This is a genomic window from Kitasatospora albolonga (assembly GCA_002082585.1).
In the GTDB taxonomy this organism is placed as follows: domain Bacteria; phylum Actinomycetota; class Actinomycetes; order Streptomycetales; family Streptomycetaceae; genus Streptomyces; species Streptomyces stephensoniae.
This window is the reverse complement of sequence record CP020563.1, coordinates 7,765,292-7,790,111: the sequence shown is the minus strand read 5'-3', so window position 1 is coordinate 7,790,111 and position 24,820 is coordinate 7,765,292. Positions and strand designations below refer to the sequence as shown.

23 protein-coding genes are annotated in these 24,820 nt (G+C 72.7%); 11 read left to right on the top strand and 12 right to left on the bottom strand.

Annotated elements, in window-relative coordinates:
* Nucleotides 1–116 precede the first annotated feature (116 nt).
* Nucleotides 117–515, top strand: a complete 399-nt coding sequence (locus B7C62_33805) for a thioredoxin (GenBank protein ARF76708.1) — start codon at nucleotides 117–119, stop codon at nucleotides 513–515.
* Nucleotides 516–667: 152 nt separating this feature from the next.
* Here the strand turns inward: B7C62_33805 and B7C62_33800 are convergent, their stop codons facing one another.
* On the bottom strand, nucleotides 668–940 hold the full coding sequence (locus B7C62_33800; protein ID ARF76707.1) for a hypothetical protein: 273 nt from the start codon (nucleotides 938–940) through the stop codon (nucleotides 668–670).
* A gap of 55 nt (nucleotides 941–995) precedes the next feature.
* Nucleotides 996–2,018, bottom strand: coding sequence for a LacI family transcriptional regulator (locus B7C62_33795; GenBank protein ID ARF76706.1), 1,023 nt, complete (start codon nucleotides 2,016–2,018; stop codon nucleotides 996–998).
* Between the two features lie 156 nt (nucleotides 2,019–2,174).
* Between B7C62_33795 and B7C62_33790 the strand changes: the two genes are divergently transcribed.
* The 5 genes from B7C62_33790 (at nucleotide 2,175) to B7C62_33770 (ending at nucleotide 7,226) form a co-directional block, all read left to right on the top strand.
* The gene (locus B7C62_33790; GenBank protein ID ARF76705.1) at nucleotides 2,175–2,642 is read left to right on the top strand and encodes a growth inhibitor PemK; all 468 of its coding nucleotides are present in this window, start codon (nucleotides 2,175–2,177) and stop codon (nucleotides 2,640–2,642) included.
* 147 nt (nucleotides 2,643–2,789) lie between these two features.
* Complete coding sequence (locus B7C62_33785) at nucleotides 2,790–4,139, top strand: ergothioneine biosynthesis glutamate--cysteine ligase EgtA (protein ID ARF76704.1); 1,350 nt, start codon at nucleotides 2,790–2,792, stop codon at nucleotides 4,137–4,139.
* On the top strand, nucleotides 4,136–5,512 hold the full coding sequence (locus B7C62_33780; GenBank protein ARF76703.1) for a sulfatase-modifying factor 1: 1,377 nt from the start codon (nucleotides 4,136–4,138) through the stop codon (nucleotides 5,510–5,512). Before B7C62_33785 ends, B7C62_33780 begins: the two co-directional genes overlap by 4 nt.
* Nucleotides 5,512–6,267 carry an ergothioneine biosynthesis protein EgtC gene (locus tag B7C62_33775; protein ID ARF76702.1) on the top strand — a complete coding sequence of 252 codons (756 nt, stop codon included), beginning with the start codon at nucleotides 5,512–5,514 and terminating at the stop codon, nucleotides 6,265–6,267. Before B7C62_33780 ends, B7C62_33775 begins: the two co-directional genes overlap by 1 nt.
* Complete coding sequence (locus B7C62_33770) at nucleotides 6,264–7,226, top strand: L-histidine N(alpha)-methyltransferase (protein ID ARF76701.1); 963 nt, start codon at nucleotides 6,264–6,266, stop codon at nucleotides 7,224–7,226. Before B7C62_33775 ends, B7C62_33770 begins: the two co-directional genes overlap by 4 nt.
* Here B7C62_33770 and B7C62_33765 read toward each other — a convergent pair.
* From B7C62_33765 to B7C62_33755, 3 genes are all read right to left on the bottom strand, one after another.
* Nucleotides 7,169–8,287 (bottom strand): 1-acyl-sn-glycerol-3-phosphate acyltransferase, encoded by a 1,119-nt coding sequence (locus B7C62_33765; protein ARF76700.1) that lies wholly within the window; start codon nucleotides 8,285–8,287, stop codon nucleotides 7,169–7,171. The two genes, B7C62_33770 and B7C62_33765, sit on opposite strands and share 58 nt — an antisense overlap.
* Complete coding sequence (locus B7C62_33760) at nucleotides 8,284–9,156, bottom strand: GNAT family N-acetyltransferase (GenBank protein ID ARF76699.1); 873 nt, start codon at nucleotides 9,154–9,156, stop codon at nucleotides 8,284–8,286. Before B7C62_33760 ends, B7C62_33765 begins: the two co-directional genes overlap by 4 nt.
* A 288-nt stretch (nucleotides 9,157–9,444) precedes the next feature.
* Nucleotides 9,445–10,698 (bottom strand): sugar transporter, encoded by a 1,254-nt coding sequence (locus tag B7C62_33755; GenBank protein ARF76698.1) that lies wholly within the window; start codon nucleotides 10,696–10,698, stop codon nucleotides 9,445–9,447.
* A gap of 203 nt (nucleotides 10,699–10,901) precedes the next feature.
* On the opposite strand from B7C62_33755, the gene B7C62_33750 reads away from it, so the two are divergent.
* Complete coding sequence (locus B7C62_33750; protein ARF76697.1) at nucleotides 10,902–11,117, top strand: dodecin family protein; 216 nt, start codon at nucleotides 10,902–10,904, stop codon at nucleotides 11,115–11,117.
* On the opposite strand, the gene B7C62_33745 is transcribed toward B7C62_33750, so the two are convergent.
* Nucleotides 11,118–11,606 (bottom strand): hypothetical protein, encoded by a 489-nt coding sequence (locus tag B7C62_33745; protein ARF76696.1) that lies wholly within the window; start codon nucleotides 11,604–11,606, stop codon nucleotides 11,118–11,120.
* 64 nt (nucleotides 11,607–11,670) lie between these two features.
* On the opposite strand from B7C62_33745, the gene B7C62_33740 reads away from it, so the two are divergent.
* Nucleotides 11,671–12,681, top strand: coding sequence for a luciferase family oxidoreductase (locus B7C62_33740; GenBank protein ID ARF76695.1), 1,011 nt, complete (start codon nucleotides 11,671–11,673; stop codon nucleotides 12,679–12,681).
* Between the two features lie 64 nt (nucleotides 12,682–12,745).
* Here B7C62_33740 and B7C62_33735 read toward each other — a convergent pair whose 3' ends face one another.
* Nucleotides 12,746–13,333: a hypothetical protein gene (locus B7C62_33735; GenBank protein ARF76694.1), complete on the bottom strand. Its 588-nt coding sequence runs from the start codon at nucleotides 13,331–13,333 to the stop codon at nucleotides 12,746–12,748.
* Nucleotides 13,334–13,371: 38 nt separating this feature from the next.
* Between B7C62_33735 and B7C62_33730 the strand changes: the two genes are divergently transcribed.
* Nucleotides 13,372–14,598: a hypothetical protein gene (locus B7C62_33730; GenBank protein ARF76693.1), complete on the top strand. Its 1,227-nt coding sequence runs from the start codon at nucleotides 13,372–13,374 to the stop codon at nucleotides 14,596–14,598.
* A 40-nt stretch (nucleotides 14,599–14,638) separates the two neighbouring features.
* Complete coding sequence (locus B7C62_33725; protein ARF76692.1) at nucleotides 14,639–17,053, top strand: excinuclease ABC subunit A; 2,415 nt, start codon at nucleotides 14,639–14,641, stop codon at nucleotides 17,051–17,053.
* 59 nt (nucleotides 17,054–17,112) lie between these two features.
* Here the strand turns inward: B7C62_33725 and B7C62_33720 are convergent, their stop codons facing one another.
* From B7C62_33720 to B7C62_33710, 3 genes are read right to left on the bottom strand one after another with little or no spacing between them, the layout of a single operon-like run.
* Nucleotides 17,113–17,859 carry a succinate dehydrogenase gene (locus B7C62_33720; GenBank protein ARF76691.1) on the bottom strand — a complete coding sequence of 249 codons (747 nt, stop codon included), beginning with the start codon at nucleotides 17,857–17,859 and terminating at the stop codon, nucleotides 17,113–17,115.
* Nucleotides 17,856–19,808 carry a succinate dehydrogenase flavoprotein subunit gene (gene sdhA / locus B7C62_33715; GenBank protein ARF76690.1) on the bottom strand — a complete coding sequence of 651 codons (1,953 nt, stop codon included), beginning with the start codon at nucleotides 19,806–19,808 and terminating at the stop codon, nucleotides 17,856–17,858. Before sdhA ends, B7C62_33720 begins: the two co-directional genes overlap by 4 nt.
* Before the next feature lies 1 nt (nucleotide 19,809).
* On the bottom strand, nucleotides 19,810–20,514 hold the full coding sequence (locus B7C62_33710; protein ID ARF76689.1) for a succinate dehydrogenase: 705 nt from the start codon (nucleotides 20,512–20,514) through the stop codon (nucleotides 19,810–19,812).
* 94 nt (nucleotides 20,515–20,608) lie between these two features.
* Between B7C62_33710 and B7C62_33705 the strand changes: the two genes are divergently transcribed.
* A complete protein-coding gene (locus B7C62_33705; GenBank protein ARF76688.1) occupies nucleotides 20,609–21,505 on the top strand; it encodes a LysR family transcriptional regulator in 897 nt (298 codons plus the stop codon).
* A gap of 100 nt (nucleotides 21,506–21,605) precedes the next feature.
* Here B7C62_33705 and B7C62_33700 read toward each other — a convergent pair whose 3' ends face one another.
* Nucleotides 21,606–23,780, bottom strand: coding sequence for a GGDEF domain-containing protein (locus tag B7C62_33700; GenBank protein ID ARF76687.1), 2,175 nt, complete (start codon nucleotides 23,778–23,780; stop codon nucleotides 21,606–21,608).
* Nucleotides 23,777–24,595 carry a hypothetical protein gene (locus B7C62_33695; GenBank protein ARF76686.1) on the bottom strand — a complete coding sequence of 273 codons (819 nt, stop codon included), beginning with the start codon at nucleotides 24,593–24,595 and terminating at the stop codon, nucleotides 23,777–23,779. Before B7C62_33695 ends, B7C62_33700 begins: the two co-directional genes overlap by 4 nt.
* Nucleotides 24,596–24,820 lie beyond the last annotated feature (225 nt).

The window sequence follows — 24,820 nt, the reverse complement described above, 5'->3', positions numbered from 1 at the left end:
GGAAACAGTGTCGTCGCGCGTGTGCGCCCCGGCCACATGGGCAGGCGGAATAGCGCACGTGCACGCACCGTTGTGCCGGACAGGTCCGAACGGGCACAGGAAGAGGTATCTGACGTATGAGCACCGTAGAGCTCACCAAGGAAAACTTCGATCAGGTCGTCAGTGACAACGGCTTCGTCCTGATCGACTTCTGGGCTTCCTGGTGCGGCCCCTGCCGACAGTTCGCCCCGGTCTACGACTCGGCGTCCGAGCGCCACCCCGACCTGGTCTTCGCGAAGGTCGACACGGAGGCGCAGCAGGAGCTGGCGGCCGCCTTCGACATCCGGTCCATTCCGACGCTGATGATCGTCCGGGACAACGTGGCGGTGTTCTCGCAGCCCGGTGCCCTGCCCGAGGCGGCTCTCGAGGACGTCATCGGCCAGGCCCGGAACCTGGACATGGACGAGGTCCGCAGGTCCGTCGAGGAGCAGAAGCGGGCGGCGGAGGCCGGGCCGGGGCAGCAGGAGCCCCAGTAGGCGCCCTGTTCCGGCGGCACCCGGCGTGAGCGCGCCGAGGGCGCCGAGGGCCCGGGCCGCGTGGCGCCGAGAACAGCGGCGCCTGGCGGCCCGGGGCCTCTTCTTCATGCGCGGCCCGGGCCTCTTCGCATGTGCAGCCCGGGGCCTCTTCGTCATGCCCGGGGGTTGCTCCCGTCCCCCCGTGCGACCTGCACGGACATCCCCGGGTCCAGTTCCTCGCCGTCGATCAGCACCGCCTCCACGGTGCGGGTCTCCGGGTCGATGTCCGCCTCCATGCCCTCCCCCGCGTACCGGGGGTAGCCGGAGGCCCCCGTCTCGCCGGTGGCGGCCACGACCGCCGAGCGGATCGGCCGTCCGGGGGCTCCCGTCCGCGTCCTGCTGTGGTCGGGGATCAGGAGGAGCTCGTAATTCTGCGGATGACTCATGGTCCCGACGCTAGACATCCGCCGCGCGCCGCGCATGTCGTCGCGCCGGGGGCGGTCAGCTGGACTCGCGGTGCACGGCGCTGGTGCGCAGCAGGTCGTGGTGGACGGGGGCGGTGCCCGGGTGGTGGACGAGCCGGTCGATCGTCTCGGCCAGCGGGTGCTCCATCGCGAGCTCCATGCGGACCGTGCTGAGGCGGGGCCGCAGCAGTCTGCCGAGCAGCAGGTCGTCCGCTCCGACGACCGCCGTGTCACCGGGTATCGCCACGCCCGCGTCCTGGAGGGCCCGCATCAGCAGCATGGCGTACTCGTCGTTGTACGCGAACACGGCGTCCAGTCCCAGTTCCCGCCAGCCGCCCGCCAGCTCCGCCGCCGACTCCTCCTCGTACCGGAGCGGGAGCGGCAGGATGTGGGCCCCGGCCGTCCCGGCGGCCTGCCGTGCCCCGGCGAGGCGGGGTTCGGAGAACGGGGCGAGTCCCGGTTCGCGGGGCATGACCACCCCGATGCGGCGGCGGCCCCGCGCCAGCAGGTGTCCGACCGCGCCGGCGCCGACCCGCCGCTGGTCCATGACCAGCCCGTGGGCGCCCTCCACCGGCTCCGGGCCGAGCGTGATCACCGCTTTGGCGCCGGAGCGGGTGAGGACGCCCGTGCCGTGCCGGGTGAGGGTGATGCCCGGTGGTACGACGACGGCGACGGGCCGCAGTTCGGCCCAGGCCCTGGCCGCCTCGTCGGCGTCGAGGCCGGCGCTGCCGTACTGGACGACGGTGTAGTCCAGACGGCGCAGTCCCGCCTGGAGTTCCTGGAAGAAGCGCTGGTGCAGCGGGCCCGCCGGTATGTGGCCGGAGGGCAGCAGGACCATGCGGCTGTGTCCGGCGCGCAGGCTGCGGGCGGCGGCGTGCGGGACGTAACCGAGTTGCGTCGCGGCCTCCCTGACGCGGTGCCGGGTGGGTTCGCTGATCCGGACGGTGGCGTTGTTGTTGAGGACGTACGACACGGTGGCCCGGGACACTCCGGCGAGGCGCGCGACATCGGCGCTGGTCGGGACGGAGACCTCGGTGCGCTGCTTGGGTAACTGGCTCATGGCGTCCGGCAGTCTTCCAGATCCCCCGGGCGGGGCCTCGACCCGGGGGCACCGCTCCGTCACCCGGCCGGGCAGGCGGGCCGAAGCGCCCCGCCGCGCCCCTCGTTCGGCGGACCCGCTCCTGGGATCGGGGCGGGCAGGTCCTACGGTGTTGCGATGACGTTCCACCAGAGCGCACAGCGCTTCGACAGCACGCCCGTGGCCCCCGGCAGCACCGGGCCGACCGCCACCGTCCAGGCCGACCCGCACGAGGTGGGCCCGGTCCGCACCTCCTACGCCCCCGACCGCGACGGCGACCCCGATCCGGGCGAGATCGTCTGGACCTGGGTGCCGTTCGAGGAGAACGACGGGCGCGGCAAGGACCGGCCGGTCCTCGTCGTCGCCCGGGAGGCGACGGGCACCGTGCTCGCCGTCCAGCTCTCCAGCAAGCAGCACGACATGGACCACGAGTGGGTGGCGCTGGGGGCCGGTCCGTGGGACAGCTCCGGGCGGCCGTCGTGGGTCGATCTGGACCGGGTGCTGCGGGTCCACGAGGACGGGATGCGGCGGGAGGCGTGCGCGCTGGACCGGGACCGGTTCGACGCCGTCACCGGGCGGCTGCGGGAACGGTACGGCTGGAGCTGAGCGCGGCTCGCCGGGGCGCCGCGTCCGTCGCATGCTGGTCGTGGAGCGGTACGCGACGACCGCTTTTCCGGTGGCTCGGGGGCACTCTTGTGCGATCCCGGGGTACGGGTTTGGGTGGTAGGTACGCGACTGAGAAGGAGGCGCCCCATGTCCTCGGACGCACCCGGCGGCCCCGGCCCCCGCCCGGAATCCGATCCTCTGGACGAGGGTGCGGCGCAGGATTTACTGCGCGGTATATGTTTCAAGACGGGTCCCCCTCGCACCGTGGGGGTGGAACTCGAATGGCTCATCCATGACCGGGAACATCCCGCCGCGCCGGTCGCCCAGGAGCGGCTGGACGGCGCGGTCGCGGCCCTCCGCGAGCTGCCCCTGAGCGCCGCACTGACGTTCGAGCCGGGTGGGCAGCTGGAGCTCAGCTCGCAGCCGGCCGGTTCCCTGATGGAGTGCGTCGAGACCACCGCGGCGGACCTGGCGGCCGTGCGGGGTTCGCTCGGCCTCGCCGGGCTCGCGCCGGTCGGGCTCGGCGTCGACCCCTGGCAGACACCGCACCGCAGGCTGCGCGAGCCGCGTTACGACGCGATGGAGGCGGCGCTCGACCGTGCGGGGCCGGCCGGGCGGGCGATGATGTGCACCTCCGCCTCCGTCCAGGTCTGCCTGGACGCGGGCGAGGAGGAGCCCGGGCCGCTCGGCTACGGAAGGCGGTGGCAGCTCACCCATCTGCTCGGTGCCGTCCTGGTGGCCGCCTTCGCCAACTCCCCGTACCAGCAGGGGCGCAGGACCGGCTGGAAGTCCACCCGGCAGGCGCTGTGGGCAGATCTCGACCCCGTACGGACACTGGCGCCGGGCGGCACGCTCCCCCCGCGCGAGGCGTGGGCCGCGCATGTCCTGGACACGCCCGTGATGTGCGTGCGCCGCGAGGAGGGCCCCTGGGACGTGCCCGAGGACCTCACCTTCCGGGAGTGGATGCGAACGGGTGCGCCCCGGCCGCCGGTCCGGGCCGATCTCGACTACCACATCACCACCCTCTTCCCGCCGGTCCGCCCGCGCGGGCACCTCGAACTGCGCATGATCGACGCGCAGAGCGGCGCGGACGGCTGGCTGGTGCCGCTCGCCGTCGCCACCGCCCTGTTCGACGACCCGGAGGCCGCCGAGACCGTGTACCGCACCGTGAAGCCCCTGGCCGAGTCGGCGGGCTCCGCCGCCGCGCCGCGCAACCCGCTGTGGACGACGGCCGCCCGCGAGGGCCTGGCCGATCCGGAGCTGCGGGCGGCGGCCACCGTCTGCTTCGACACGGCGCTGACCTCGCTGGAACGGATGGGGGCGAGCGATGCCGTACGGGAGACGGTGGCGGCCTTCAACGACCGGTACGTGGCCCGGGGCCGATGTCCGGCCGACGACCTGCCCGGACCGGGCGCCCTCACCGACCTGTCCCTGCTGACCGGCTCCGCGGACGCGCCGCCCGCGCCGCCGCACCCGGGAAGGGTGACCTCGGCATGACCGACGACCGTACCCCCTCCGCTCCCTCCGCCCTCTCCGCGGACGGCTTCCCCCCGGCCCCCGGAGTCCACGATCCCGAGGCGCTGCGCCGCCGCGCCCTCGACGCGCTGCTGACCGCCCGCGCGCGCACCGCGATCCTGACCGACAGTGTCGAGGACGGTGAACTCACCGCCCAGCACTCCCCCTTGATGTCCCCGCTCGTCTGGGACCTGGCCCACATCGGCAACCAGGAGGAGCAGTGGCTGCTCCGTGCCGTGGGCGGCCGGCAGGCCCTGCGCCCCGAGATCGACGGGCTGTACGACGCGTTCGAGCACCCCCGCGCCGCGCGGCCCTCGCTGCCGCTGCTGGCGCCCGCCGAGGCGCGGACGTACGCCTCCGATGTACGGGGCAGGGCCCTGGACATCCTGGAGGGTGCCCCGCTGCACGAAGGGGGACGGCCGCTGGAGCGGGCCGGGTTCGCCTTCGGGATGATCGCCCAGCACGAACAGCAGCACGACGAGACGATGCTGATCACCCATCAGCTGCGGTCCGGTCCGGCCGTGCTGACCGCTCCCGCGCCGCCCGCGCCCACCGACGCCGACGCGCTGCCCGGTGAAGTCCTCGTCCCCGGCGGCCCGTTCACCATGGGCACCTCCGCCGAGCCGTGGGCCCTGGACAACGAACGGCCCGCGCACCAGCGGGAGGTGGCCGCGTTCCGCCTGGACACCGCGCCGGTCACCTGCGGCGCGTACCAGCGGTTCATGGCCGACGGCGGGTATACCGACCCCCGCTGGTGGGCGCCCGAGGGCTGGGACATGGTCCGCGAACACGGCCTGACCGCACCCCTGTTCTGGCACCAGGACGCCGGGCAGTGGCTGCGCCGCAGGTTCGGGGTGACCGAGCCGGTGCCGGAGGACGAGCCGGTGCTGCACGTCAGCTGGTACGAGGCGGACGCGTACGCCCGCTGGGCGGGGCGGCGGCTGCCCACCGAGGCCGAGTGGGAGAAGGCCGCCCGGCACGATCCGGTCACCGGGCGTTCGCTGCGCTACCCCTGGGGCGACACGGACCCGACACCGGAGCAGGCCAATCTGGGCCAGCGCCATCTGCGTCCGGCGCGGGCCGGGGCGTATCCGGCGGGCCGGGCGCCGTCCGGCGCGGGCCAGCTGATCGGCGATGTGTGGGAGTGGACGTCGAGCGACTTCCTGCCCTATCCGGGGTTCGTGGCGTTCCCCTACCGGGAGTACTCGGAGGTGTTCTTCGGTCCGGGCCACAAGGTGCTGCGCGGCGGTTCGTTCGCCGTGGACCAGGTCGCCTGCCGGGGCACGTTCCGCAACTGGGACCTGCCGGTGCGGCGGCAGATCTTCTCCGGATTCCGCACCGCGAGGGACGCCTGATGTGCCGTCATATCGCCTATGTGGGCGACCCGGTGGCCCTCGGGACCATATTGTCCGCGCCTGAGCACTCCCTGGTGCGCCAGTCCTGGGCGCCGCGCCGCCAGCGGTACGGGACGGTCAACGCGGACGGCTTCGGCGTCGGCTGGTACGCGGACGGCGACCCGGTCCCCGGCCGCTACCGGCGCCAGGGGCCGATCTGGCACGACGAGACCTTCACCGATCTGGCCCGGGTGGTGCGGACGACCGCGCTGCTCGCCGCCGTACGGGACGCCACCGAGGCGGGCGCGGACGGGGAGGCCGCGGCAGCGCCGTACAGCGCCGGGCGGCTGCTGTTCAGCCACAACGGCGCGGTGCCGGGCTGGCCCGCGTCCCTCGCGGGACCGGCCGGAGCGCTGCCCGCGCGGGAGCTGCTGTCGCTGGCCGCCCGCAACGACTCGGCGCTGCTCTGGGCGCTGGTCCTGCACCGTGCGGCGGCCGGGGACGACGTACCGACGGCGGTCGCGGAGACCGTCCGGGAGGTCGCGGAGGCGGCGCCCGGCGCCCGGCTGAACCTGCTGGTCACGGACGGCACGACCGTCGTGGCCACCGCCTGGGGCGATACCCTCTGGTACCTGCATGAACCGGGCCGCTCGACCGCGGTGGCCTCGGAACCGTACGACGACGATCCGCTCTGGCGCGAGGTCCCGGACCGCACCCTGCTGGTCGCGACCTCCTCGGACGTCACCCCCACACCGCTCAAGGAGCCCGCCGCGTGAGCCCTTTCCTGCTGACCCGCACCCTGCCGGAGGACGCCACGGACGCGGCGCTGCGCGCCGATGTCCTGAGCGGGCTGACCCGGCACCCGAAGACGCTGCCGCCCAAGTGGTTCTACGACGCGCGCGGCAGCGAGCTGTTCGAGGAGATCACCCGGCTGCCCGAGTACTACCCGACCCGCGCGGAGCGGGAGATCCTGGAGGAGCGCGCCGAGGAGATCGCCGCCGCCTCGGGGGCCCGGACCGTGATCGAGCTGGGCTCGGGCTCGTCGGAGAAGACCCGCCATCTGCTGGACGCCTTGCCGGGGCTGGAGAGTTATGTGCCGGTGGACGTGAGCGAGAGCGCGCTGACGGGCGCGGCCGAGTCGCTGCTCGCCGAGCATCCCGGGCTCTCCGTGCACGCCATCGTCGCGGACTTCACCGGCGGTCTCGCGCTGCCGGGCACCCCGGGCCCCCGGCTCGTCGCCTTCCTGGGCGGCACCATCGGGAACCTGCTCCCCGAGGAGCGGGCAGGCTTCCTGCACTCGGTGCGCTCGCTCCTGACGCCGGGTGACGCGCTGCTGCTCGGCACGGACCTGGTGAAGGACGAGAGGACGCTGGTCGCCGCGTACGACGACACCTCCGGCGTGACGGCGGCGTTCAACAAGAACGTGCTCAGCGTGGTCAACCGGGAGCTGGGCGCGGACTTCCCGCTGGAGGACTTCGAGCATGTCGCGGTGTGGAACCCGGAACAGCGGTGGATCGAGATGCGGCTGCGCGCCCGCCGGGCGCTGAACGTGAAGATCCGGGAGCTGGACCTGGTGGTGCCGTTCGAGGCCGGTGAGGAGCTGCGTACGGAGGTGTCCTCGAAGTTCCGCCAGGAGGACGTGCGCGAGGAGCTGGCGGGCGCCGGGCTCCGGCTCGCTCAGTGGTGGACGGATGCGGAGGGGCGGTTCGCCCTGTCGCTGGCCACGGCGGTCTGAGGGATCGACGGCCGGGCGGCGGTCGCGGCTGCGGGGGCCGGTACGGGTGGAGCGGTCGCGCCTGCCGAAGCCGGTACGGGGAGGGCTGCCGGGGCCGGTGCCTCGGCCGGGGCCGGGGTCGGGGGCGGTGCTTCGGCGGGGGTCCGGGCCGGTGCCTTCGCCGGCCCCCGGGCCGTCGCGGCTCCCCGGGCCGTCGCCGCCGTCCGCGCCGTCGCCGTACGGTCGCTGCCGAGGACGGCGGCCCGGGCGGCGCGGGCCAGTTCACGGCGGCCGGGCTCCCCGGGCGCGGGGACGGAGGCGTAGGCGCGTGCCGGGACGGGGGCGAGGACGCGGACCTCGGCGGTGAGCCCGGCCGCCCGCACCACCCGCCAGAGGGAGGCGGCGAGCGGGTCGTCCCCGACGAACGCGACCGCGCCCGCGCCCCCGGTGCCGTACGAGATACGGACCGGTCGTACGGGGACCTCCGCGTCGATCGCCGCCTGGAACACGGCCGGCCGGAACGCCCCGCCCCGCCCCCGCCCGCACCAGGTGCTGCCTTCGGGGAAGACCACGACCCGGGAGCCGGAACGCAGGGCGGCGGCGACCGTGTCCACCGCCCCCGGCAGCGCGCGCAGGCGGTCCCGGTCGATGAAGAGCGTGGAGCCGAACCGGGCGAGCGGGCCGAGCAGCGGCCAGTCGCGGACCTCGGTCTTGGCGAGCATCCGGCCGGGCAGCACGGCGGCGACGAGGGGAATGTCGAGCCAGGAGATGTGGTTGGCGACGACCAGTTCGCCGCCGGTGCCCCGGGCGTACGGAGGCACGCGGACCGTCACCCGTACGCCGAAGGCCCTCGGTATGCCCCGCGCCCAGTACCGCAGCAGCCGCATCCGCGGCCCCCTGGGCAGCAGCCGGACCGGCGCGGCGCAGACCGCTCCCAGCAGCGTCCACGCACACCCGGCGAGCAGCCGCAGCGCGGCGCGGAGCGGGGGCCGGGCCGCTCCGGTGTGCCGGGCGCAGGATGCCGGGGTGCAGGGGGCGACGGGCAGCCAGGCGCTGACGCCCGCCGGACGGGGGGCGCTCATGCCTGCGGTACGAGGGAGAGGAAGTGGCGCAGGTAGCGCGGGTCGGTCCGGCGCAGCGAGAGCAGGACGTAGAGGTCGGCCACGTTGAACTCGGGGTCGTACGCCGGTGCTCCGCAGACCCAGGCGCCGAGCCGCAGATAGCCGCGGAGCAGGGGCGGCAGGTCGGCTCGGGAGCCGGGGCCCGCGCCGGGGTGCGCGGAGGCGTCCCAGAGGTGGTGCGGGGTGACCCAGTACTCCTCGGGGGCGAGGTGCGCGGTGCGGACGGTGTTCCAGCTGCGGGCGGCGAGCGTGCCGCCGTCGGACAGCGGCAGGGAGCAGCAGCCCGCCAGCCAGGTGTGGCCCGAGCGCTGCATGTAGCGGGCGAGTCCGGCCCAGACGAGGGCGATGACGGCGCCGTCGCGGTGGGCGGGGTGGACGCAGGAGCGGCCGACCTCGACGAGGTCGTGGCGGATGGGGGCGAGGCGGGTGAGGTCGAACTCGCTCTCGGCGTAGAGCCGTCCGGCTGTCCGGGCGCGGTCGGGCGGGAGGAGGCGGTAGGTGGCGACGACCTCGTCCGTGGCGGTCTCGCGGACCAGCAGGTGGTCGCAGTACGCGTCGAACGCGTCGCTGTCGAGGCCGGGTTCGGGCCCGTCGAGGCGGGCGCCGAGCTCCCCGGCGAACACCTGGTGGCGCAGGCGCTGGGCGGCGCGCACGTCCTCCTGGCCGGTGGCGAGGGAGACCCGGTAGGCCGGTTCGGGGGAACGGGTGGCGGTCGGGGCCGGGGCGGTGGGGAGCGGAGTGGGCGGGACCGCGGGAAGCGGGGCGGGCGGAACGGTGGAGAGCGGGGCGGGCGGGGCGGCGGGGAGCGGGGCGGCGGGCAGCACGGTCATGGCGGTCTCCGATGACGGATCGGCTGGGGTGGCTGCCGGGCCGTCGCGGGGTGCGACGGCCCGGCCCCCTCACTTCTCCCGTCACCGGCTGGATTCGACGTGACCGCTGTGGAGCGCGCGGATGTGCGAAGGCTGAATCCCCAGGGACGACGCCCCACCGGGATCAGCTGCCGCACAGGCCCCGGCGGCCGCCGGACCGGCTGCCCTGCCCGGGCGGCTGCCGGGACCGGCCGGAGAAGAGGCCGCCGTACCGGCCGGGAACAGGCCGCCGCCGGACCGGCTACCGGGTCAGCTGCCGGAGAGCATCGCCGTGATGCGCTCCGACGCCTTCTTCGCCTCGCGGGCCGGGTCGCCGCCCTGGAGCACCGCCGTCATGTACGGCTTGATCGGGTTCTCCGCCTCGACCTTGGCCCACTGGGCGGAGTTGGGCGTGGCGCGGCCCTGGCTCGCGCCCTCGGCCATCGCGGCGGTGCCCTCCTCACCCTCGACGACATGGGCGAGGCTGGGCTTGTTGGGGACGTAGCTCATGGAGCGGGCGAGCTCGGTCTGCCACTTCTCGCTCGCCAGCGCCTTGACGACGGCGATACCGGCGCTGCGCTGGTCGGCCTTCTTCGGCACGATGAGGTCCGAGCCGCCGGTGAAGACGGAGCCGGGGGCCTTGGCGGTCTTGCCGGGAATCGGGAAGTAGCCGAGCTTCCCCTTGAGTTCGGGGTTCTTCTGCTCGATGAGCGCGGCGCTGCCGGGCAGCGAGATGATCTGGGCGACGTCCCCCTCGGCGAATACGTCGTTCTGCGGGGGCTTCTCCTCGTCGGAGTCCATGGGCCCGTCGCCGAGCGCCTGGAGCTCCTTGTAGAAGTTCATTCCGGCGAGCGCCTCGGGGGTGTCCAGCGTGCCCCGCCAGTCACCGCCGCCGCCCTCGGCGAGTTCGCCGCCCTCGTCCCAGATGAATCCGGCCAGCACGTACCAGTTCTGACCGGCCAGATAAATACCCTGGTTGCCCTGGGTGTTGAGCTTCTCGGTGTCCTCGATCCATTCGGCGCGCGTCTTCGGGGTGTCGTCGATGCCCGCGCTCTTGAAGATGTCCTTGTTGTAGATCACCACGCGGTTGGCCGCGTACCAGGGGATGCCGTACTGCACGCCGCTGATCTGGCCGGGCTGGGCGAGGCCGGGCAGCCAGTCCTCGCTGCCCAGGTCACGCATGGATTCGAGGGTGAGGTCGCGCAGGCCGCCGCTCTCCGCGTACTGCGCCACCTGCGTGTTGCCGACCTCGATCACATCGGGGGCGTCGTCGCTCTCCAGGGCGGAGAGGACCTTGGGGCCGATGCCGCTCCACTCCTGGATCTTGAAATCCAGCGTGATCGAGGGATTGTCCTTCTCGTACGACTCGGTGAACTTCTCCAGGAAGCCCTGCGAGACGCTGTCCTTCATCAGCCAGACCGTCACAGTGCGGTCACCGCCACCCCCACCGGAGAAGTAGCCACATCCGCTCAGCGTGACGGACGAAACGAGCGCGATGGCTCCGGCGAGTATGCGGTTCTTCACGTGGTCACCTTCTGCGAAACGGCACGACGAAATCTGGACCCGGTGTGGGGGGATTGCGGGCGACGCTCGCACGGGTGTTTGGCTGAATTTTGGTATGGACCATTCAGTAGGTCAAGGCGTGCCCTCGTCCCGATTCGCCCCACTCGCCCCCTCGCGCTCCCCCCGGGATTGAGGCAACGTGGTCACCAGAGAGGAGACATACCATGTCGAACCACACCTATCGGGTCACCGAAATCGTAGGAACCTCCGACGAAGGCGTTGACGCGGCGATCCGGAACGGCGTCGCAAGAGCCGCAGAAACGTTGCACAATCTCGACTGGTTCGAGATTAACCAAGTTCGCGGTCATATCGAGGATGGCCGAATCGCGCACTATCAAGTCGGCCTGAAGGTGGGCTTCCGCCTCGACGAAAACACCTGATCACGTACGCCCGTCCCGCTCCTGTGCGGCCTTCAGCGCCTCCGAGGGGTCGGCCCAGCGGGCCCGCACCACGGTGAATCCAGCCAATTCGGCCGCATCGCAGACCAGCTCGTCGTCATCGACCAGCATGCGCACCTCACGCGACCGGCCGAGCCGCCGGAGGATGTCGAGCTTCGTCCGGCGGGCCGGGCGCCGGTCGTCGTTGCGCCGCATGAACAGCTGTCCCTCGGGGAGTCCCTGACGGCTCAGCCACTCCACGGTGTCCCGGCGGCAGCGCTCGGGCCGCCCGGTCAGATAGACGACCTCGCACTCCTCGGCACTGCCGAGCACGAGCGCCACCCCTTCGGCGAGCGGCGGATCGTCGGGGGCGGCGGCGAAGAAGCCGTTCCAGTCGCGCTTCGCCCCCTCCAGGAAGTGCTGCCGGTGGGCGGTGTCGGCGAGCGTGCCGTCGAGGTCGAATACGGCCAGCGGCCGGGGATCATCATTCACCGGGCCAGCCTAGAGAAGCCCCGACGCGCGGGAATCCTCACCGGGCCGGGGCGTTGAACAGGGTGTGAGCTCTGTGATCGCCTCGACCCGGTTCTCGTTCCTGGACCGCTCCCGCACCCGCGAGGGGCACGACGGCCCCCAGGCGCTGCGCGACACCGTGGCGCTGGCGAGGGAGGTGGAGTCCCTCGGCTACCACCGCTTCTGGGTCTCCGAGCACCACAGCGTGCCGGGCGTCGCGGGGTCGGCGCCGACCGTGCTGGCCGCCGCCGTCGCCGCCGCGACCTCCGCCATCCGGGTCGGGACCGGCGGGGTGATGCTCCCCAACCACCGGCCGCTCGTCGTCGCCGAGCAGTTCGGCGTGCTCGCCTCCCTCTTCCCCGGCCGGATCGACATGGGGCTCGGCCGGTCCGTGGGCTTCACCGACGGCATCCGCCGGGCGCTGGGCCACGATCTGCGCGACGCCGAGGACTTCCCCGGGCGCCTCACCGAACTGCTCGGCTGGATCGACGGCACCCAGCGGGCCCACCCCCAGGTGCACGCCCGCCCGGCGGAGGGGCTGCGCATCCCCGCGTACGTCCTCGCGGTCGGCGAGGGCGCCGCGGTCGCGGCGGCGGCCGGTCTTCCCCTGGTCATCGGCGATCTGCGCGGCCGGGAGAAGGTGCTCCGCGCCATCGAGGTGTACCGCAGGGACTTCCGGCCCTCGGCCCGCGCCGAGCGCCCCGAGGTGATCGTCTCCGGGACGGTGGCCGTCGCGGGCTCGGAGGAGGCGGCCCGGCGCCTGCTGGTCCCGGAAGCCTGGGCCATGGCGTACTCCCGCACCCGCGGCAGCTTCCCGCCGCTCGCGCCCGCCGAGGAGATCGAGAGCCGCACGATGACGGCGAAGGAGCGGGAGTTGTACGAGCGCGGGCTCGACGGCCATATCCACGGCACGGAGGACCAGGTCACCGAGCAACTGGAGCAGGCCATCAAGGAGACCGGGGCGGACGAGGTGCTCGTGACGACGAGTACGTACGACCGTGAGGCGCTGGTGGACTCACTGCGGCGGCTGGCCGGCATCGCGGGGCAGGGACGCTGAGCTAGGGCCTCTCGTTTGGATCATGCCGGGCTCGCGGGGTCCGGCATGAACCAAACGAAAGACCCTAGCGCGGGGCCGCTTCCGTCTGCTGGCGCCGGTGGGCCGCGACGCGTTCGCGGGTCGCGCACCGGCGTGAGCAGTAACGGCGGTCCGGGCCGCTGCCCTGGTTGATGAAGACGTCGGGGCAGCTGGGCGAGGCGCAGATCCGCCCGGGCGGACGCTGACGGTCCCAGACGAGCACGGTCAGCGCCAGGCAGGACGAGGCCAGCAGCCAGGCGCCCCAGGGCGCTTCGTCGTCGTGGTCGATGTGGGGGTGCCAGGGGCTGTCGCCGCCGTGGGAGGTCAGCCGGAGCGGGCCGGTGTGCTCCCGCAGGAGGCGGTTGAGGGCGGTGGCCGCGCCGTCGGCGTCGGTGGCGGCGAAGACCTCGCGCAGCCGGGCGGCGGCCGTGCGCATCTCCGCGAGGTCCCGCGGGGTGAGGTCGATGGTGCCGCTCTCCCCGTACGCGTACAGGACCTCGGCGACCTCGCCGGGGTCCGGGTGTTCGCCGGTGAGGGCGTTCACCAGGGCGGCGGCGCGTCGGGCGTTGGTCAGCACGGAGTGCCGGGTGGACCAGTCGTCGGCGGTGGAGGGCATCCGCCGAATGTAACGCATATTGTGGAGTTTTACGTTACCTCCGTACCGTCCCGCCCATGGCAGACCGTCACACCTCCTCCCGCTCCTACCTGGTGGGCGCACTCGTGGCCCGTACCGGGGACGACATGGCGGGGCCCGCGCTCCTGCTGGCCGTGCTCGCCCTCACCGGCTCGGCCACGGGGGCGTCCTCGCTGCTCGCGGCCGTCACCGTCTCCGCCGCGATCGGCGGGCCGGTGCTCGGGGTGCTGCTCGACCGTTCGGCCCGGCCGGGGCGGCTGCTGGCCGGGGCGCTCGTCCTGTACGCGACGGGGCTGGCAGCCGTCCTCGGCGGGCTGGGCCGGGTCCCGGTCGCCGTCACCCTTCTGGTCGCGGTGGTGACCGGGCTGCTGGGGCCCGCGCTCTCGGGCGGCTGGACGGCCCAACTGCCCCGGACCGTCCCGGCCGGCCGACTGCCCCGGGCGAACGCGCTCGACGCGATGACCTTCGGTGTGGCGGGCCTCGCCGGTCCGGCCCTCGCGGGCGGGGTGGCGGAGGCGCTGGGGGCGCCGACGGCCGTGGTGGTCTCGGCGGTGCTCATCGCGGCGGCCGCGCCCGTCGCCTGGCGTCTGCCTCAGGCCGCCGGGCCGGTTCCGGCGCCGGTTTCCGGGCGGACCGCGAGGTCATGGGCCGCACCGCTGACCGGCGTCGTCGCCTCGGGCGTCCGGGCCATCGCCGGGAGCCGGTCCCTGGCCCGGGCGACGTTCACCTCGGTGCTCTCCTGCGCGGCCCAGGGCATGATGGTCGCCTGCCTCCCGCTGCTGGGCGAACGTGCCGTGGGCGGGGCCGGTTTCGGGGCGGCGCTGCTCTCCTGCGCGGCGCTCTCCGCGCTCCTGGCCAACGCCGTTCTCGCCCGGTACCCGCATGCGGTCGCCCCCGACACGGTCCTGTGGGCCGCCCCGCTCCTCCAGGCCGCCGCCCTCGGTCTGGCCGCCACGGGAGGGCCGGTGATGACGCTCGTCGTGGCGGTGGCCGCCGTGGGGCTCGCGGAGGGGCCCCAGCTCACCGCCCTGTTCGCGGTACGCCACCGGGAGGCGCCGGAGGGGCTGCGCACCCAGGTCTTCACGACGGGCGCCAGCCTGAAGATCACCGGGTTCGCCGTGGGGGCCGCCGTCGCCGGGCCCCTGGCGGACCGGTCCCTGTCCGGTGCGCTCCTGGTGGCGGCGGGTACGGCGGCCCTCGCCGTACCGGCCTGGTTCGCCCTGCGCCCAGGTGGCCGACCGGCCCGCGCAACCGCCCGCGCCTAGAATCGAACTGTTTGTCCCCTCACGTACGGAGCCGAGCCTCATGCCCTCCCCCCACGATCCGTATGTCCGGGTGCGCGGCGCGCGCGAGCACAACCTCCAGGACGTGAACGTCGACATCCCGCGCGACACGCTCACGGTCTTCACCGGGGTCTCCGGGTCCGGCAAGTCCTCGCTGGCGTTCGGCACGATCTACGCCGAGGCCCAGCGCCGCTACTTCGAGTCGGTCGCCCCCTACGCGCGCCGGCTCATCCACCAGGTGGGCGCCCCCTCCGTCGGGGAGGTCACCGGGCTGCCGCCCGCCGTCTCGCTGGAGCAGCGGCGCTCCGCGCCCGGGGCCCGGTCGTCCGTGGGGACGGTGACCACGCTCTCCAACTCGCTGCGGATGCTGTACTCCCGGGCCGGGGAGTACCCGGCGGGCGCCGAGCGGCTGGACTCCGACGCGTTCTCCCCCAACACGGCGGCCGGGGCCTGTCCCGAGTGCCACGGTCTCGGGCGTATCCACCGGACGGACGAGGAGCTGCTCGTCCCCGACCCCTCGCTGTCGATCCGGGAGGGGGCGATCGCCGCGTGGCCGGGGGCCTGGCAGGGGAAGAATCTGCGGGATGTGCTGGACGCGCTCGGGTACGACGTCGACCGGCCGTGGCGCGAGCTGGAGGCGAAGGACCGCGAGTGGATTCTCTTCACCGACGAGCAGCCGGTGGTGACGGTGCATCCGGTACGGGACGCGGGCCGCATCCAACGCCCGTACCAGGGAACGTACATGAGCGCCCGGCGCTATGTGCTGCACACCTTCGCCGACACCAGGAGCCGCACGCTCCGGGCGAAGGCCGAGCGCTTCCTGACGAGTGTGCCGTGCCCGGTGTGCGGCGGGAGCAGGCTGCGGCCGGAGGCGATGGCGGTGACCTTCGCCGGGCGGACCATCGCCGAGCTGGCCGCCCTGCCGCTCTCCGCCCTGGCCGAGGTGCTCTCGAGCGCGGGGGCGGGCGGTGAGGAGACGGCCCGGGTGCTGACCGGTGATCTGCTGGCCCGGATCGGGACGGTGACGGAGCTGGGGCTCGGCTATCTGAGCCTGGACCGTACGGCCCCGACGCTCTCCTCGGGCGAGTTGCAGCGGCTGCGGCTGGCGACCCAGCTGCGTTCGGGGCTCTTCGGGGTGGTCTACGTCCTGGACGAACCGTCGGCCGGGCTGCACCCCGCCGATACGGAGTCGCTGCTCGGGGTGCTCGGCCGGCTGAAGGAGGCCGGGAACTCGGTGTTCGTGGTGGAGCACCAGATGGATGTGGTGCGGCGGGCGGACTGGCTGGTGGACGTGGGGCCGCTGGCCGGGGAGCACGGCGGGCGGGTGCTGCACAGCGGGCCGCCCGAGGGGCTGGCGAATGTGCCGGAGTCGGCGACGCGGCGGTTCCTGTTCGCGGAGGGTCCTTCGCCGGTACGGGAAACCCGCGCCCCTTCCGGGTGGATTCGGCTCTCCGGGGTGGAGCGGCACAATGTGCGCGGGGTCGACGCGGCCTTCCCGCTCGGGGTGTTCACGGCGGTGACCGGGGTGTCGGGGTCCGGGAAGTCGACCCTCGTCGGCCAGGTGCTCGCCGGGGTGCTCGCGGACCGGCAGGCCGGTGAGGAGGCCGGGGCGGCGGAGCAGTACTGCGCCTCCGTGACCGGGGTGGCGGCCGTTGACCGGCTGGTCCAGGTCGACCAGAAGCCGATCGGGCGGACGCCCCGGTCCAACCTGGCCACGTACACCGGGCTGTTCGACACCGTACGGAAGCTGTTCGCGCGGACAGAGACGGCGCGGGAGCGGGGGTACACGGCGGGGCGGTTCTCGTTCAACGTGCGCGGCGGGCGGTGCGAGACCTGCCAGGGCGAGGGGTTCGTCTCGGTGGAGCTGCTCTTCCTGCCGAGCACGTACGCGCCTTGCCCGGACTGCCACGGCGCGCGCTACAGCCCGGAGACCCTGGACGTCACCCTGAACGGGCTGACGATCGCTCAGGTCCTGGACCTGACCGTGGAGTCGGCCGCATCCTTCTTTGCCGGGACCCCGGCCGCCGAACGCGCCCTGACCACCCTCCTGGACGTCGGGCTCGGCTATCTGCGGCTCGGGCAGCCCGCCACCGAGCTGTCCGGCGGCGAGGCGCAGCGCATCAAGCTCGCCGCCGAGCTCCAGCGCACCCGGCGCGGGCACACCCTGTATCTGCTGGACGAGCCGACGACCGGTCTGCATCCGGCCGATGTGGAGGTGCTGATGCGGCAGTTGCACGGGCTCGTCGACGCGGGGAGCACGGTGGTGGTCGTGGAGCACGACATGACCGTGGTGGCGGGCGCCGACCATGTCATCGACCTGGGGCCCGGAGGCGGCGACCGGGGCGGGCGGATCGTGGCCGCCGGGACGCCCCAGGAGGTGGCGCGGGCGGCGGGCAGCCGTACGGCCCCGTATCTGGCGCGGGCGCTGGGCAGTTGACACCGCCGGTCCCGTACGGCTCCGGACGTGATCGGAGCCGTACGGGACCGACCCCCTTGTCAGCGGCGGACTTTGCGCGTCGCCCGCAGCCACTCCTTGTTCATCGCCGCGATCGACGGCAGCGGGATGCCCTTCGGGCAGGCGGTGGCGCACTCGCCGGTCAGGGTGCAGCCGCCGAACCCCTCCTCGTCCATCTGGGCCACCATGTCCAGCACCCGTGTCTCGCGCTCCGGGGCGCCCTGCGGCAGGACGTTGAGGTGGTTGACCTTGGCGGCCGTGAACAGCATCGCCGAACCGTTGGGGCAGGCCGCGACGCAGGCGCCGCAGCCGATGCATTCGGCGTTCTCGAAGGCGAGTTCGGCGTCCGGCTTGGGCACCGGGGTGGCGTGGGCGTCCGGGGCGGTGCCGGTGGGGGCGGAGATGTAGCCGCCGGACTGGATGATCCGGTCGAAGGACGAGCGGTCCACGACCAGGTCCTTGACGACCGGGAAGGCGGAGGCCCGCCACGGTTCGATGTCGATCGTGTCGCCGTCGGCGAAGGACCGCATGTGGAGCTGGCAGGTGGTGGTGCGCTCCGGGCCGTGGGCGTCGCCGTTGATGACGAGGCTGCACGCGCCGCAGATGCCCTCGCGGCAGTCGTGGTCGAAGGCGACGGGCTCGTCCCCGGCGAGGATGAGCTCCTCGTTGAGGGTGTCGAGCATCTCCAGGAACGACATGTCCTCGGAGATTCCGTCGACTTCGTAGGTGGCCATGGCGCCGGGCGTCTCGGCATTCTGCTGGCGCCAGACGCGCAGGGTGAGCTTCATGCGTAGCTCCGCTGAGTGGGGTGGACGTACTCGAAGACGAGGTCTTCCTTGTGCAGGACGGGGGCGCCGCCGGTGACGGTGAACTCCCAGGCGGCGGCGTACGAGAACTCCTCGTCGCGCCGCTCGGCCTCGCCGTCCGGGGTCTGGGACTCCTCGCGGAAGTGGCCGCCGCAGGACTCGGCGCGGTGCAGGGCGTCGAGGCACATCAGCTCGGCGAGCTCCAGGTAGTCGACGATGCGATTCGCCTTCTCCAGCGACTGGTTGAACTGTTCGCCGGTACCGGGGACCTTGATGCGGCGCCAGAACTCCTCGCGGATCTCGGGGATGCGGGCGAGGGCCTTGCGCAGTCCGTCCTCGGTGCGGGCCATTCCGCAGTACTCCCACATGAGTTCACCGATCTCGCGGTGGAAGGAGTCGGGGGTGCGGTCGCCGTCGACGGAGAGCAGCAGGTTGATCCGGTCCTCGGTCTCCGCCACCACCTCGGCCACGGCCGGGTGTTCGGCGTCGACCTTCTCGGTGTGCGGGTTGCGGGCGAGGTAGTCGTTGATCGTGGAGGGCAGGACGAAGTAGCCGTCGGCGAGGCCCTGCATCAGCGCGGAGGCGCCGAGCCGGTTGGCCCCGTGGTCGGAGAAGTTCGCCTCGCCGATGGCGAAGAGGCCGGGGATGGTGGTCTGGAGGTCGTAGTCGACCCAGAGGCCGCCCATCGTGTAGTGCACGGCGGGGTAGATCCGCATCGGGACCGTGTAGGGGTCCTCATCCGTGATCCGCTGGTACATGTCGAAGAGGTTGCCGTACTTCGCCTCGACGGCCTTGCGGCCCATCCGCTGGATGGCCTCCGCGAAGTCCAGGTAGACGCCCTGTCCGCCGGGGCCGACACCGCGTCCCTCGTCGCAGACGTTCTTGGCGGCGCGGGAGGCGATGTCGCGGGGCACCAGGTTGCCGAAGGCCGGGTAGATGCGCTCCAGGTAGTAGTCGCGCTCGTCCTCGGGGATCTGGTCGGCCGGGCGGTCGTCGCCCTTGGCCTTGGGGACCCAGATCCGGCCGTCGTTGCGCAGCGACTCGCTCATCAGGGTGAGCTTGGACTGGTGGTCTCCGGTGCGCGGGATGCAGGTGGGGTGGATCTGGGTGAAGCAGGGGTTGGCCATGTAGGCGCCGCGCCGGTGGGCCCGCCAGATGGCGGTGGCGTTGGAGTTCATGGCGTTGGTCGACAGGTAGAAGACGTTGCCGTAACCGCCGGTGGCCAGGACGACCGCGTCGGCGAAGTAGGTGTCGATCTTCCCGGTGACGAGGTCGCGGGCGACGATCCCGCGCGCCTTGCCGTCGACCACGATGAGGTCCAGCATCTCGGTACGGGCGTGGAGTTCGACACCGCCCGTGGCGATCTGCCGGGAGAGCGCCTGGTAGGCGCCGAGGAGGAGCTGCTGCCCGGTCTGGCCGCGCGCGTAGAACGTACGGGAGACCTGGACGCCTCCGAAGGAGCGGTTGTCGAGGAGGCCGCCGTACTCGCGGGCGAAGGGGACGCCCTGGGCGACGCACTGGTCGATGATCTCGACCGAGATCTGGGCGAGCCGGTGGACGTTGGACTCGCGGGCGCGGAAGTCGCCGCCCTTGACGGTGTCGTAGAAGAGGCGGTGGATGGAGTCGCCGTCGTTGCGGTAGTTCTTCGCCGCGTTGATCCCGCCCTGGGCGGCGACCGAGTGGGCGCGCCGGGGCGAGTCCTGGAAGCAGAACTGGACGACGTGGTAACCCTGTTCGGCGAGGGTGGCGCCGGCCGATCCGCCGGCCAGTCCGGTGCCGACGACGATGACCGTATGTTTGCGCCGGTTCGCGGGGTTCACGAGCTTGGCTTGGAAGCGGCGGGTGTCCCAGCGCTCGGCGACGGGGCCCTCGGGGGCCTTGGTGTCGACGACGGGCTCGCCCGTGGCGTACTGCGTGTAGTAGTCGGGCATGTCAGCTCACCACTCCGGTCATGACGGCGACGGGTACGGAGATGAAGCCCAGGGTCAGCACCGCCGCGAGGACGTTGGCGAGGGTCTTCAGGATGCGGTCGCGGGTCGCGTTGCCGACGCCGAGCGTCTGGGCGGCGCTCCAGAATCCGTGCTGGACATGGAGGCCCATGGCGAGCACGGCGACGATGTAGATGACGTTGCCGTACCAGGTGGAGAAGGTGTCGATGACGTTCTGGTACGGGTGTCCGGCCTCGAAGCTGGTGTGGACGGTGCCGGTCGTCAGGTCGAGGATGTGCCAGACGATGAAGAGGGCGAGGATGATCCCGCCCCAGCGCATGGTCCGGGTCGCGTAGCTGGCGCGCGGCCTCTTGTGGACGTACTTCGCCGGGCGCGCCCTGATGTCGCGCCTGCTCAGCTGGTACGCGCAGACGCCGTGCAGCACCACGGCGGCGACCAGCCCCACGCGGACGATCCACAGCGCCCACTCGTAGTGCAGGATCGGTTCGCCCATGGTGCGCAGCCAGTGGGCGTAGCCGTCGAACTCACCGGGTCCGAAGAAGATCTTCAGATTTCCGACCATGTGGGCGACGAGGTACCCGAGCATGATCAGACCGGACACGGCCATGATCGTTTTCTTGCCGACGGTCGAGTCCCAGAGCGTACGCGTCATCGACGGCCGTCGGTCCGTCCGCGTTGCCAATGCCATGAACCCGACGGTAGGGGTCCGGGGCCGATCAGTCCAAGACATGGAGTGGCTGATCTTCATAGCCTGTGCCTATTGATGGGAGTAGCGTCGGGGTATGCACTTCCAGCAGCTCACCTATTTCGTGGCCGTGGCCGAGACCCTGCACTTCACCCGGGCCGCCGAGGCCGTGCACGTCTCGCAGCCCTCGCTCTCCCAGCAGATCCGGGCACTGGAGACGGAGCTGGGCGCCGAGCTGTTCAGCCGGGCCCGGGGCAATATCGCCCTCACCGACGCGGGCGAGGCGCTGCTGCCGCTGGCCCGGCGCATCCTCGCGGACGCGGAGACCGCGCGCCAGGAGGTGCAGGAGCTGGTGCAGCTGCGCAGCGGCCGGGTGCGGCTCGGGGCGACGCCGAGCCTCTGTACGGGGCTGCTGCCCGATGTGCTGCGCGCCTTCCACGACCGGCATCCGGGGGTGCGGCTGCTGCTGGAGGAGGGCGGCTCGCACGATCTCGTACGGCAGCTGGCGCGCGGGGCGCTCGACCTCGCCCTGGTGGTGCTCCCGCTGCCCGCCGCCTCACCCGCGCTGACCACGGTGGAGCTGCTGCGCGAGGACCTGGTGGTGGTGTCGTCCGCCGCGGAGCCCGCGCCGGGGCGGGGTGGCCGGGTGCGGATCGCGGATCTCGAAGGGGCGCCGCTGGTGATGTTCCGGCACGGCTACAACCTGCGGGAGCTGACGCTCGCCGCCTGCCGGGCGGAGGGGTTCGAGCCCACGTTCACGGTGGAGGGCGGCGAGATGGACGCCGTGCTCGGTTTCGTACGGGCGGGGCTCGGGATCGCGGTGGTGCCGAGCATGGCGGCGCACCGGGCGGGCCCCGACCTGCGGTGCACCCCGCTGGCCCGGCCGGGGCTGCGGCGCACCATCGCCCTGGCGCACCGCAGCGACGTGGCCCCGCCCCGGGCGGCCCGGGAGCTCCAGCGGATGCTGCTGGAGCACGGGCCGCAGGACGGGTGACCGGGGGGCGTGGCCTGTCGGCCCGGGCCCCGGACCGACGCGCGGCCGGGGCCCGCACCGGTCGGCGGCGGACCGGGAGTCGGGACCGGCCCCGTACGTCTCACACCGCGTCGGCCAGCAGCAGCGCGTGGATGCGGTCCGGGGCACCGGGGCGGGCGTAGTACCAGCCCTGGGCGGTGTCACAGCCCAGGCGGCGCAGCTGCTCGGCCTGGGCGCCGGTCTCCACGCCCTCCACCGTGACGGCCAGCTCCAGGCTGTGGGCCAGCGACACGATCCCCTCGACGATCTTCAGGTCGACCGGGTCGGCCGGGTGCTGCTGCATGCCCCGGGTGAAGGAGCGGTCCAGCTTGAGGACGCTCACCGGCAGCCGCCGCAGGTTCGCCAGGTTCGAGTAGCCCGTGCCGAAGTCGTCGAGCGCGATGTCGACGCCCATCTCCGCCAGCTGCCGCAGCGGCTTGAGGAGATCGTCGTCGGCGCCGATCAGCGCGGACTCGGTCACCTCCAGGCAGAGCGCCCCCGGCTCCAGACCGGAACGTTCCAGCACGTCGACCGTCTCGGCCACCAGCCGGGGGTGGTGCAGCTGGGTCGGCGAGAGGTTGACGTTGATCCGCAGCGGACCGCCGTCGCTGTGCCGCTCCTTCCAGAAGTTCGCCTGCCGGACGGACTCCTCCAGCACCCAGCGCCCGAGCGGCACGATCAGCCCGGTGTGCTCGGCGAGCGGGATGAACCGGTCGGGGCCGAGCACCCCGTGCTGCGGATGGCACCACCGTACGAGCGCCTCGGCGCCGTGGACGGTGCCGTCGCCCATATGCACGAGCGGCTGGTACTCGATGAAGAACTCGCCCCGGTCCAGCGCGGCGGGCAGCGCGGTGGTCAGCCCGTGGCGGGTGATGGCGCGGGCGTCGGCCTCCGCGTCGGCGAGTTCGAAGCGGTTGCCGCCCGCCGCCTTGGCCCGGTACATCGTGATGTCGGCGCTGCGCAGCACCTCCGCCGCACCGCGCTCCCCCGAGGGGCCCTCGACGACGCCGATCGAGCCGCGCACGGTGAGCTCGCGGCCGTCCAGCCGGATCGGCGTGGAGAGCACGTTGAGGATGCGGCCGGCCAGCTCGTCCACCGCGTCGGCGGAGTCCTGGCCAGTGGTCAGGGCGACGAACTCGTCCCCGCCGAGCCGGGCGACCATCTCGCAGGGCGCGGTCGCACAGCTCTGGAGCCGGTCGGCCACCTCCACCAGGAGCCGGTCGCCCGCCGCGTGGCCGAGGCTGTCGTTGATGGCCTTGAAGCCGTCGAGGTCGAGGTAGCAGAGCCCGAAACGGCTGCCGTCCTTCGCGGCGAGCACCTTCTCCAGCCGCTCGAAGAACAGGGTGCGGTTGGGCAGTCCGGTGAGCGCGTCGTGGGTGGCCTCGTAGCGCAGCCGCAGGTTGAGCAGGCGGCGCTCGGTGGTGTCCTCCATGAGCGCCAGCTGGTACTGGGGGCGGCCCTCGGGGTCGCGCAGCAGGGAGACGGTGAGGTTGGTCCACAGGACCGTGCCGTCGTTCCGGTAGTACGCCTTCTCGACCCGGTAGTGGTCGCGCTCCCCCCGTACCAGCTCGTTGTAGTACTTCCACACCTGCGGCGAGTCCTCGGGGTGGACCCACTCGTTCACCTTGTGGCTGCGGACGTGGTGCTCCAGGCCGCCGAACATCCTGGTGAGGGTGTCGTTGATCTCCAGGATGTTGCCGTCCAGGTCGGCGATGCCGATGCCGACGGCGGCGTCCTTGAAGACCGCCCGGAAGCGGGCCTCCGTGGCGTGCAGGGCCTCCTCCGCGTGGGAGCGGGCGGCGAGCGCCGAGCGGGCGATGGCCTCCTGCTCGGCGAGGGTGCGCTCGCGCAGCGCCTGGGAGAAGCCGGAGGCCAGGGTGTGCTGGATGCGGGCGCAGCGGGCGCGGGCGTCCTCGGTGGACAGTTCGCCGGGGCCGTTGCCGCCGCAGTACAGGACGAGGTAGGAGTCGACGACGCCGAGCGTGGAGCTGAGGGCGTCCGGGTCGGTGCAGTGCGCGTCGACGAGCGCCGAGCCGATCCGGGCGGCGGGCGAGGCGTCGAACGGGTGGGCGTGCAGGATGCCGTTCAGCTCGCGGGCCAGGGGCAGCAGGTGCCGCTCGAACTCCGGGCGGGTCAGGGAGGTGGCCGTCAGGGGGAAGATGGCCCGGCTCCAGATCGTGGCGAATCTCCGGAGCCGGCCTTCCGGACCGTCCGGTTCCGCGTCCTGCTCGCCGGACGCCTGGGCGGGGATACTCACGCCTTACGCCCGACCCCTGCGAACCCCGAGAAGGCGTACGGGTCTTCCTGCCCGGGCGCGAGGGGGGTGTCGGGCCGCCAGTCGGGCATCGACACGAGGCCCGGCTCGACCATCTCGTACCCGTCGAAGAACGCGCCGATCTCCTCGCGGGTGCGCATGACGAGCGGGTTGCGGATGTTCCGGTAGACGCCGACCGTGCCGTCCGCCTCCTCGCGGGAGAGCGGGATGCCCTCGTACGAGGCGTGGGTCAGCACCAGGAGGCTGCCGGGGGCCAGTGCCTCGCGCAGTTCGGCGACCGCCGCGCGCGGGTCGTCGGCGTCCTCGATGAAGTGGAGCACCGCGACCAGCAGCAGGGCCACCGGCCGGTCCAGGTCGAGCAGTCCGGTGACCTCGGGGTGGGCCAGGATCTCCTTGGGCCGGCGCAGGTCGGCGGCGGCGATGACCGCGCGGTCGTCGCCCTCCAGCACGGCCTGGCTGTGCGCGACGGCGACCGGGTCGTGGTCGACGTACGCCACCTTGGCCAGCGGGTCGGCGGCCTGGGCCACTTCGTGGACGTTGCCGAAGGTCGGGATGCCGGAGCCGATGTCCAGGAACTGGTCGATCCCCTGCTCGACGGCGTACCGCACGGCCCGGCGCATAAAGGCCCGATTGGCCTGCATGATCTTGGGAAGGCCCGGAAGGAACTCCATGGCCTTCCGCGCGGCTTCCCGGTCCACCTCGAAATTGTGCGATCCGCCCAGATAGAAGTCGTACATGCGGGACACGCTCGGCACCGAAATATCTATGCCTTGCGGTGCCCAGGCGGGACGCTCCATCGATGTCTCCAACAAGTCGCCACGGCGATCCGGCCATGTTCATGGTCAGTGTTGACCAGAGGCTACTGATCGACCGCCAGGAGAGCGAGCGGAAACGGAAATTAGCGATCCGTTATTGGTCACACTCAGGTGGCCGGAACGGCCGGTCCGTCGCTGCGTGTGAACAGGCAGCGACGGACCGGCACGTCGGCCGCCGATTCCCGGTGGTTCGGGGCCACTTGGGGG

Excerpts from the sequence above, each read along its gene's own strand:
- B7C62_33805 (ARF76708.1), top strand. The coding sequence starts at position 117 with ATGAGCACCGTAGAGCTCACCAAGGAAAACTTCGATCAGGTCGTCAGT.
- B7C62_33800 (ARF76707.1), bottom strand. The coding sequence starts at position 940 with ATGAGTCATCCGCAGAATTACGAGCTCCTCCTGATCCCCGACCACAGC.
- B7C62_33795 (ARF76706.1), bottom strand. The coding sequence starts at position 2,018 with ATGAGCCAGTTACCCAAGCAGCGCACCGAGGTCTCCGTCCCGACCAGC.
- B7C62_33790 (ARF76705.1), top strand. The coding sequence starts at position 2,175 with ATGACGTTCCACCAGAGCGCACAGCGCTTCGACAGCACGCCCGTGGCC.
- B7C62_33785 (ARF76704.1), top strand. The coding sequence starts at position 2,790 with ATGTCCTCGGACGCACCCGGCGGCCCCGGCCCCCGCCCGGAATCCGAT.
- B7C62_33780 (ARF76703.1), top strand. The coding sequence starts at position 4,136 with ATGACCGACGACCGTACCCCCTCCGCTCCCTCCGCCCTCTCCGCGGAC.
- B7C62_33775 (ARF76702.1), top strand. The coding sequence starts at position 5,512 with ATGTGCCGTCATATCGCCTATGTGGGCGACCCGGTGGCCCTCGGGACC.
- B7C62_33765 (ARF76700.1), bottom strand. The coding sequence starts at position 8,287 with ATGAGCGCCCCCCGTCCGGCGGGCGTCAGCGCCTGGCTGCCCGTCGCC.
- B7C62_33760 (ARF76699.1), bottom strand. The coding sequence starts at position 9,156 with ATGACCGTGCTGCCCGCCGCCCCGCTCCCCGCCGCCCCGCCCGCCCCG.
- B7C62_33750 (ARF76697.1), top strand. The coding sequence starts at position 10,902 with ATGTCGAACCACACCTATCGGGTCACCGAAATCGTAGGAACCTCCGAC.
- B7C62_33735 (ARF76694.1), bottom strand. The coding sequence starts at position 13,333 with ATGCGTTACATTCGGCGGATGCCCTCCACCGCCGACGACTGGTCCACC.
- B7C62_33730 (ARF76693.1), top strand. The coding sequence starts at position 13,372 with ATGGCAGACCGTCACACCTCCTCCCGCTCCTACCTGGTGGGCGCACTC.
- B7C62_33725 (ARF76692.1), top strand. The coding sequence starts at position 14,639 with ATGCCCTCCCCCCACGATCCGTATGTCCGGGTGCGCGGCGCGCGCGAG.
- B7C62_33720 (ARF76691.1), bottom strand. The coding sequence starts at position 17,859 with ATGAAGCTCACCCTGCGCGTCTGGCGCCAGCAGAATGCCGAGACGCCC.
- sdhA (ARF76690.1), bottom strand. The coding sequence starts at position 19,808 with ATGCCCGACTACTACACGCAGTACGCCACGGGCGAGCCCGTCGTCGAC.
- B7C62_33710 (ARF76689.1), bottom strand. The coding sequence starts at position 20,514 with ATGGCATTGGCAACGCGGACGGACCGACGGCCGTCGATGACGCGTACG.
- B7C62_33705 (ARF76688.1), top strand. The coding sequence starts at position 20,609 with ATGCACTTCCAGCAGCTCACCTATTTCGTGGCCGTGGCCGAGACCCTG.
- B7C62_33695 (ARF76686.1), bottom strand. The coding sequence starts at position 24,595 with ATGGAGCGTCCCGCCTGGGCACCGCAAGGCATAGATATTTCGGTGCCG.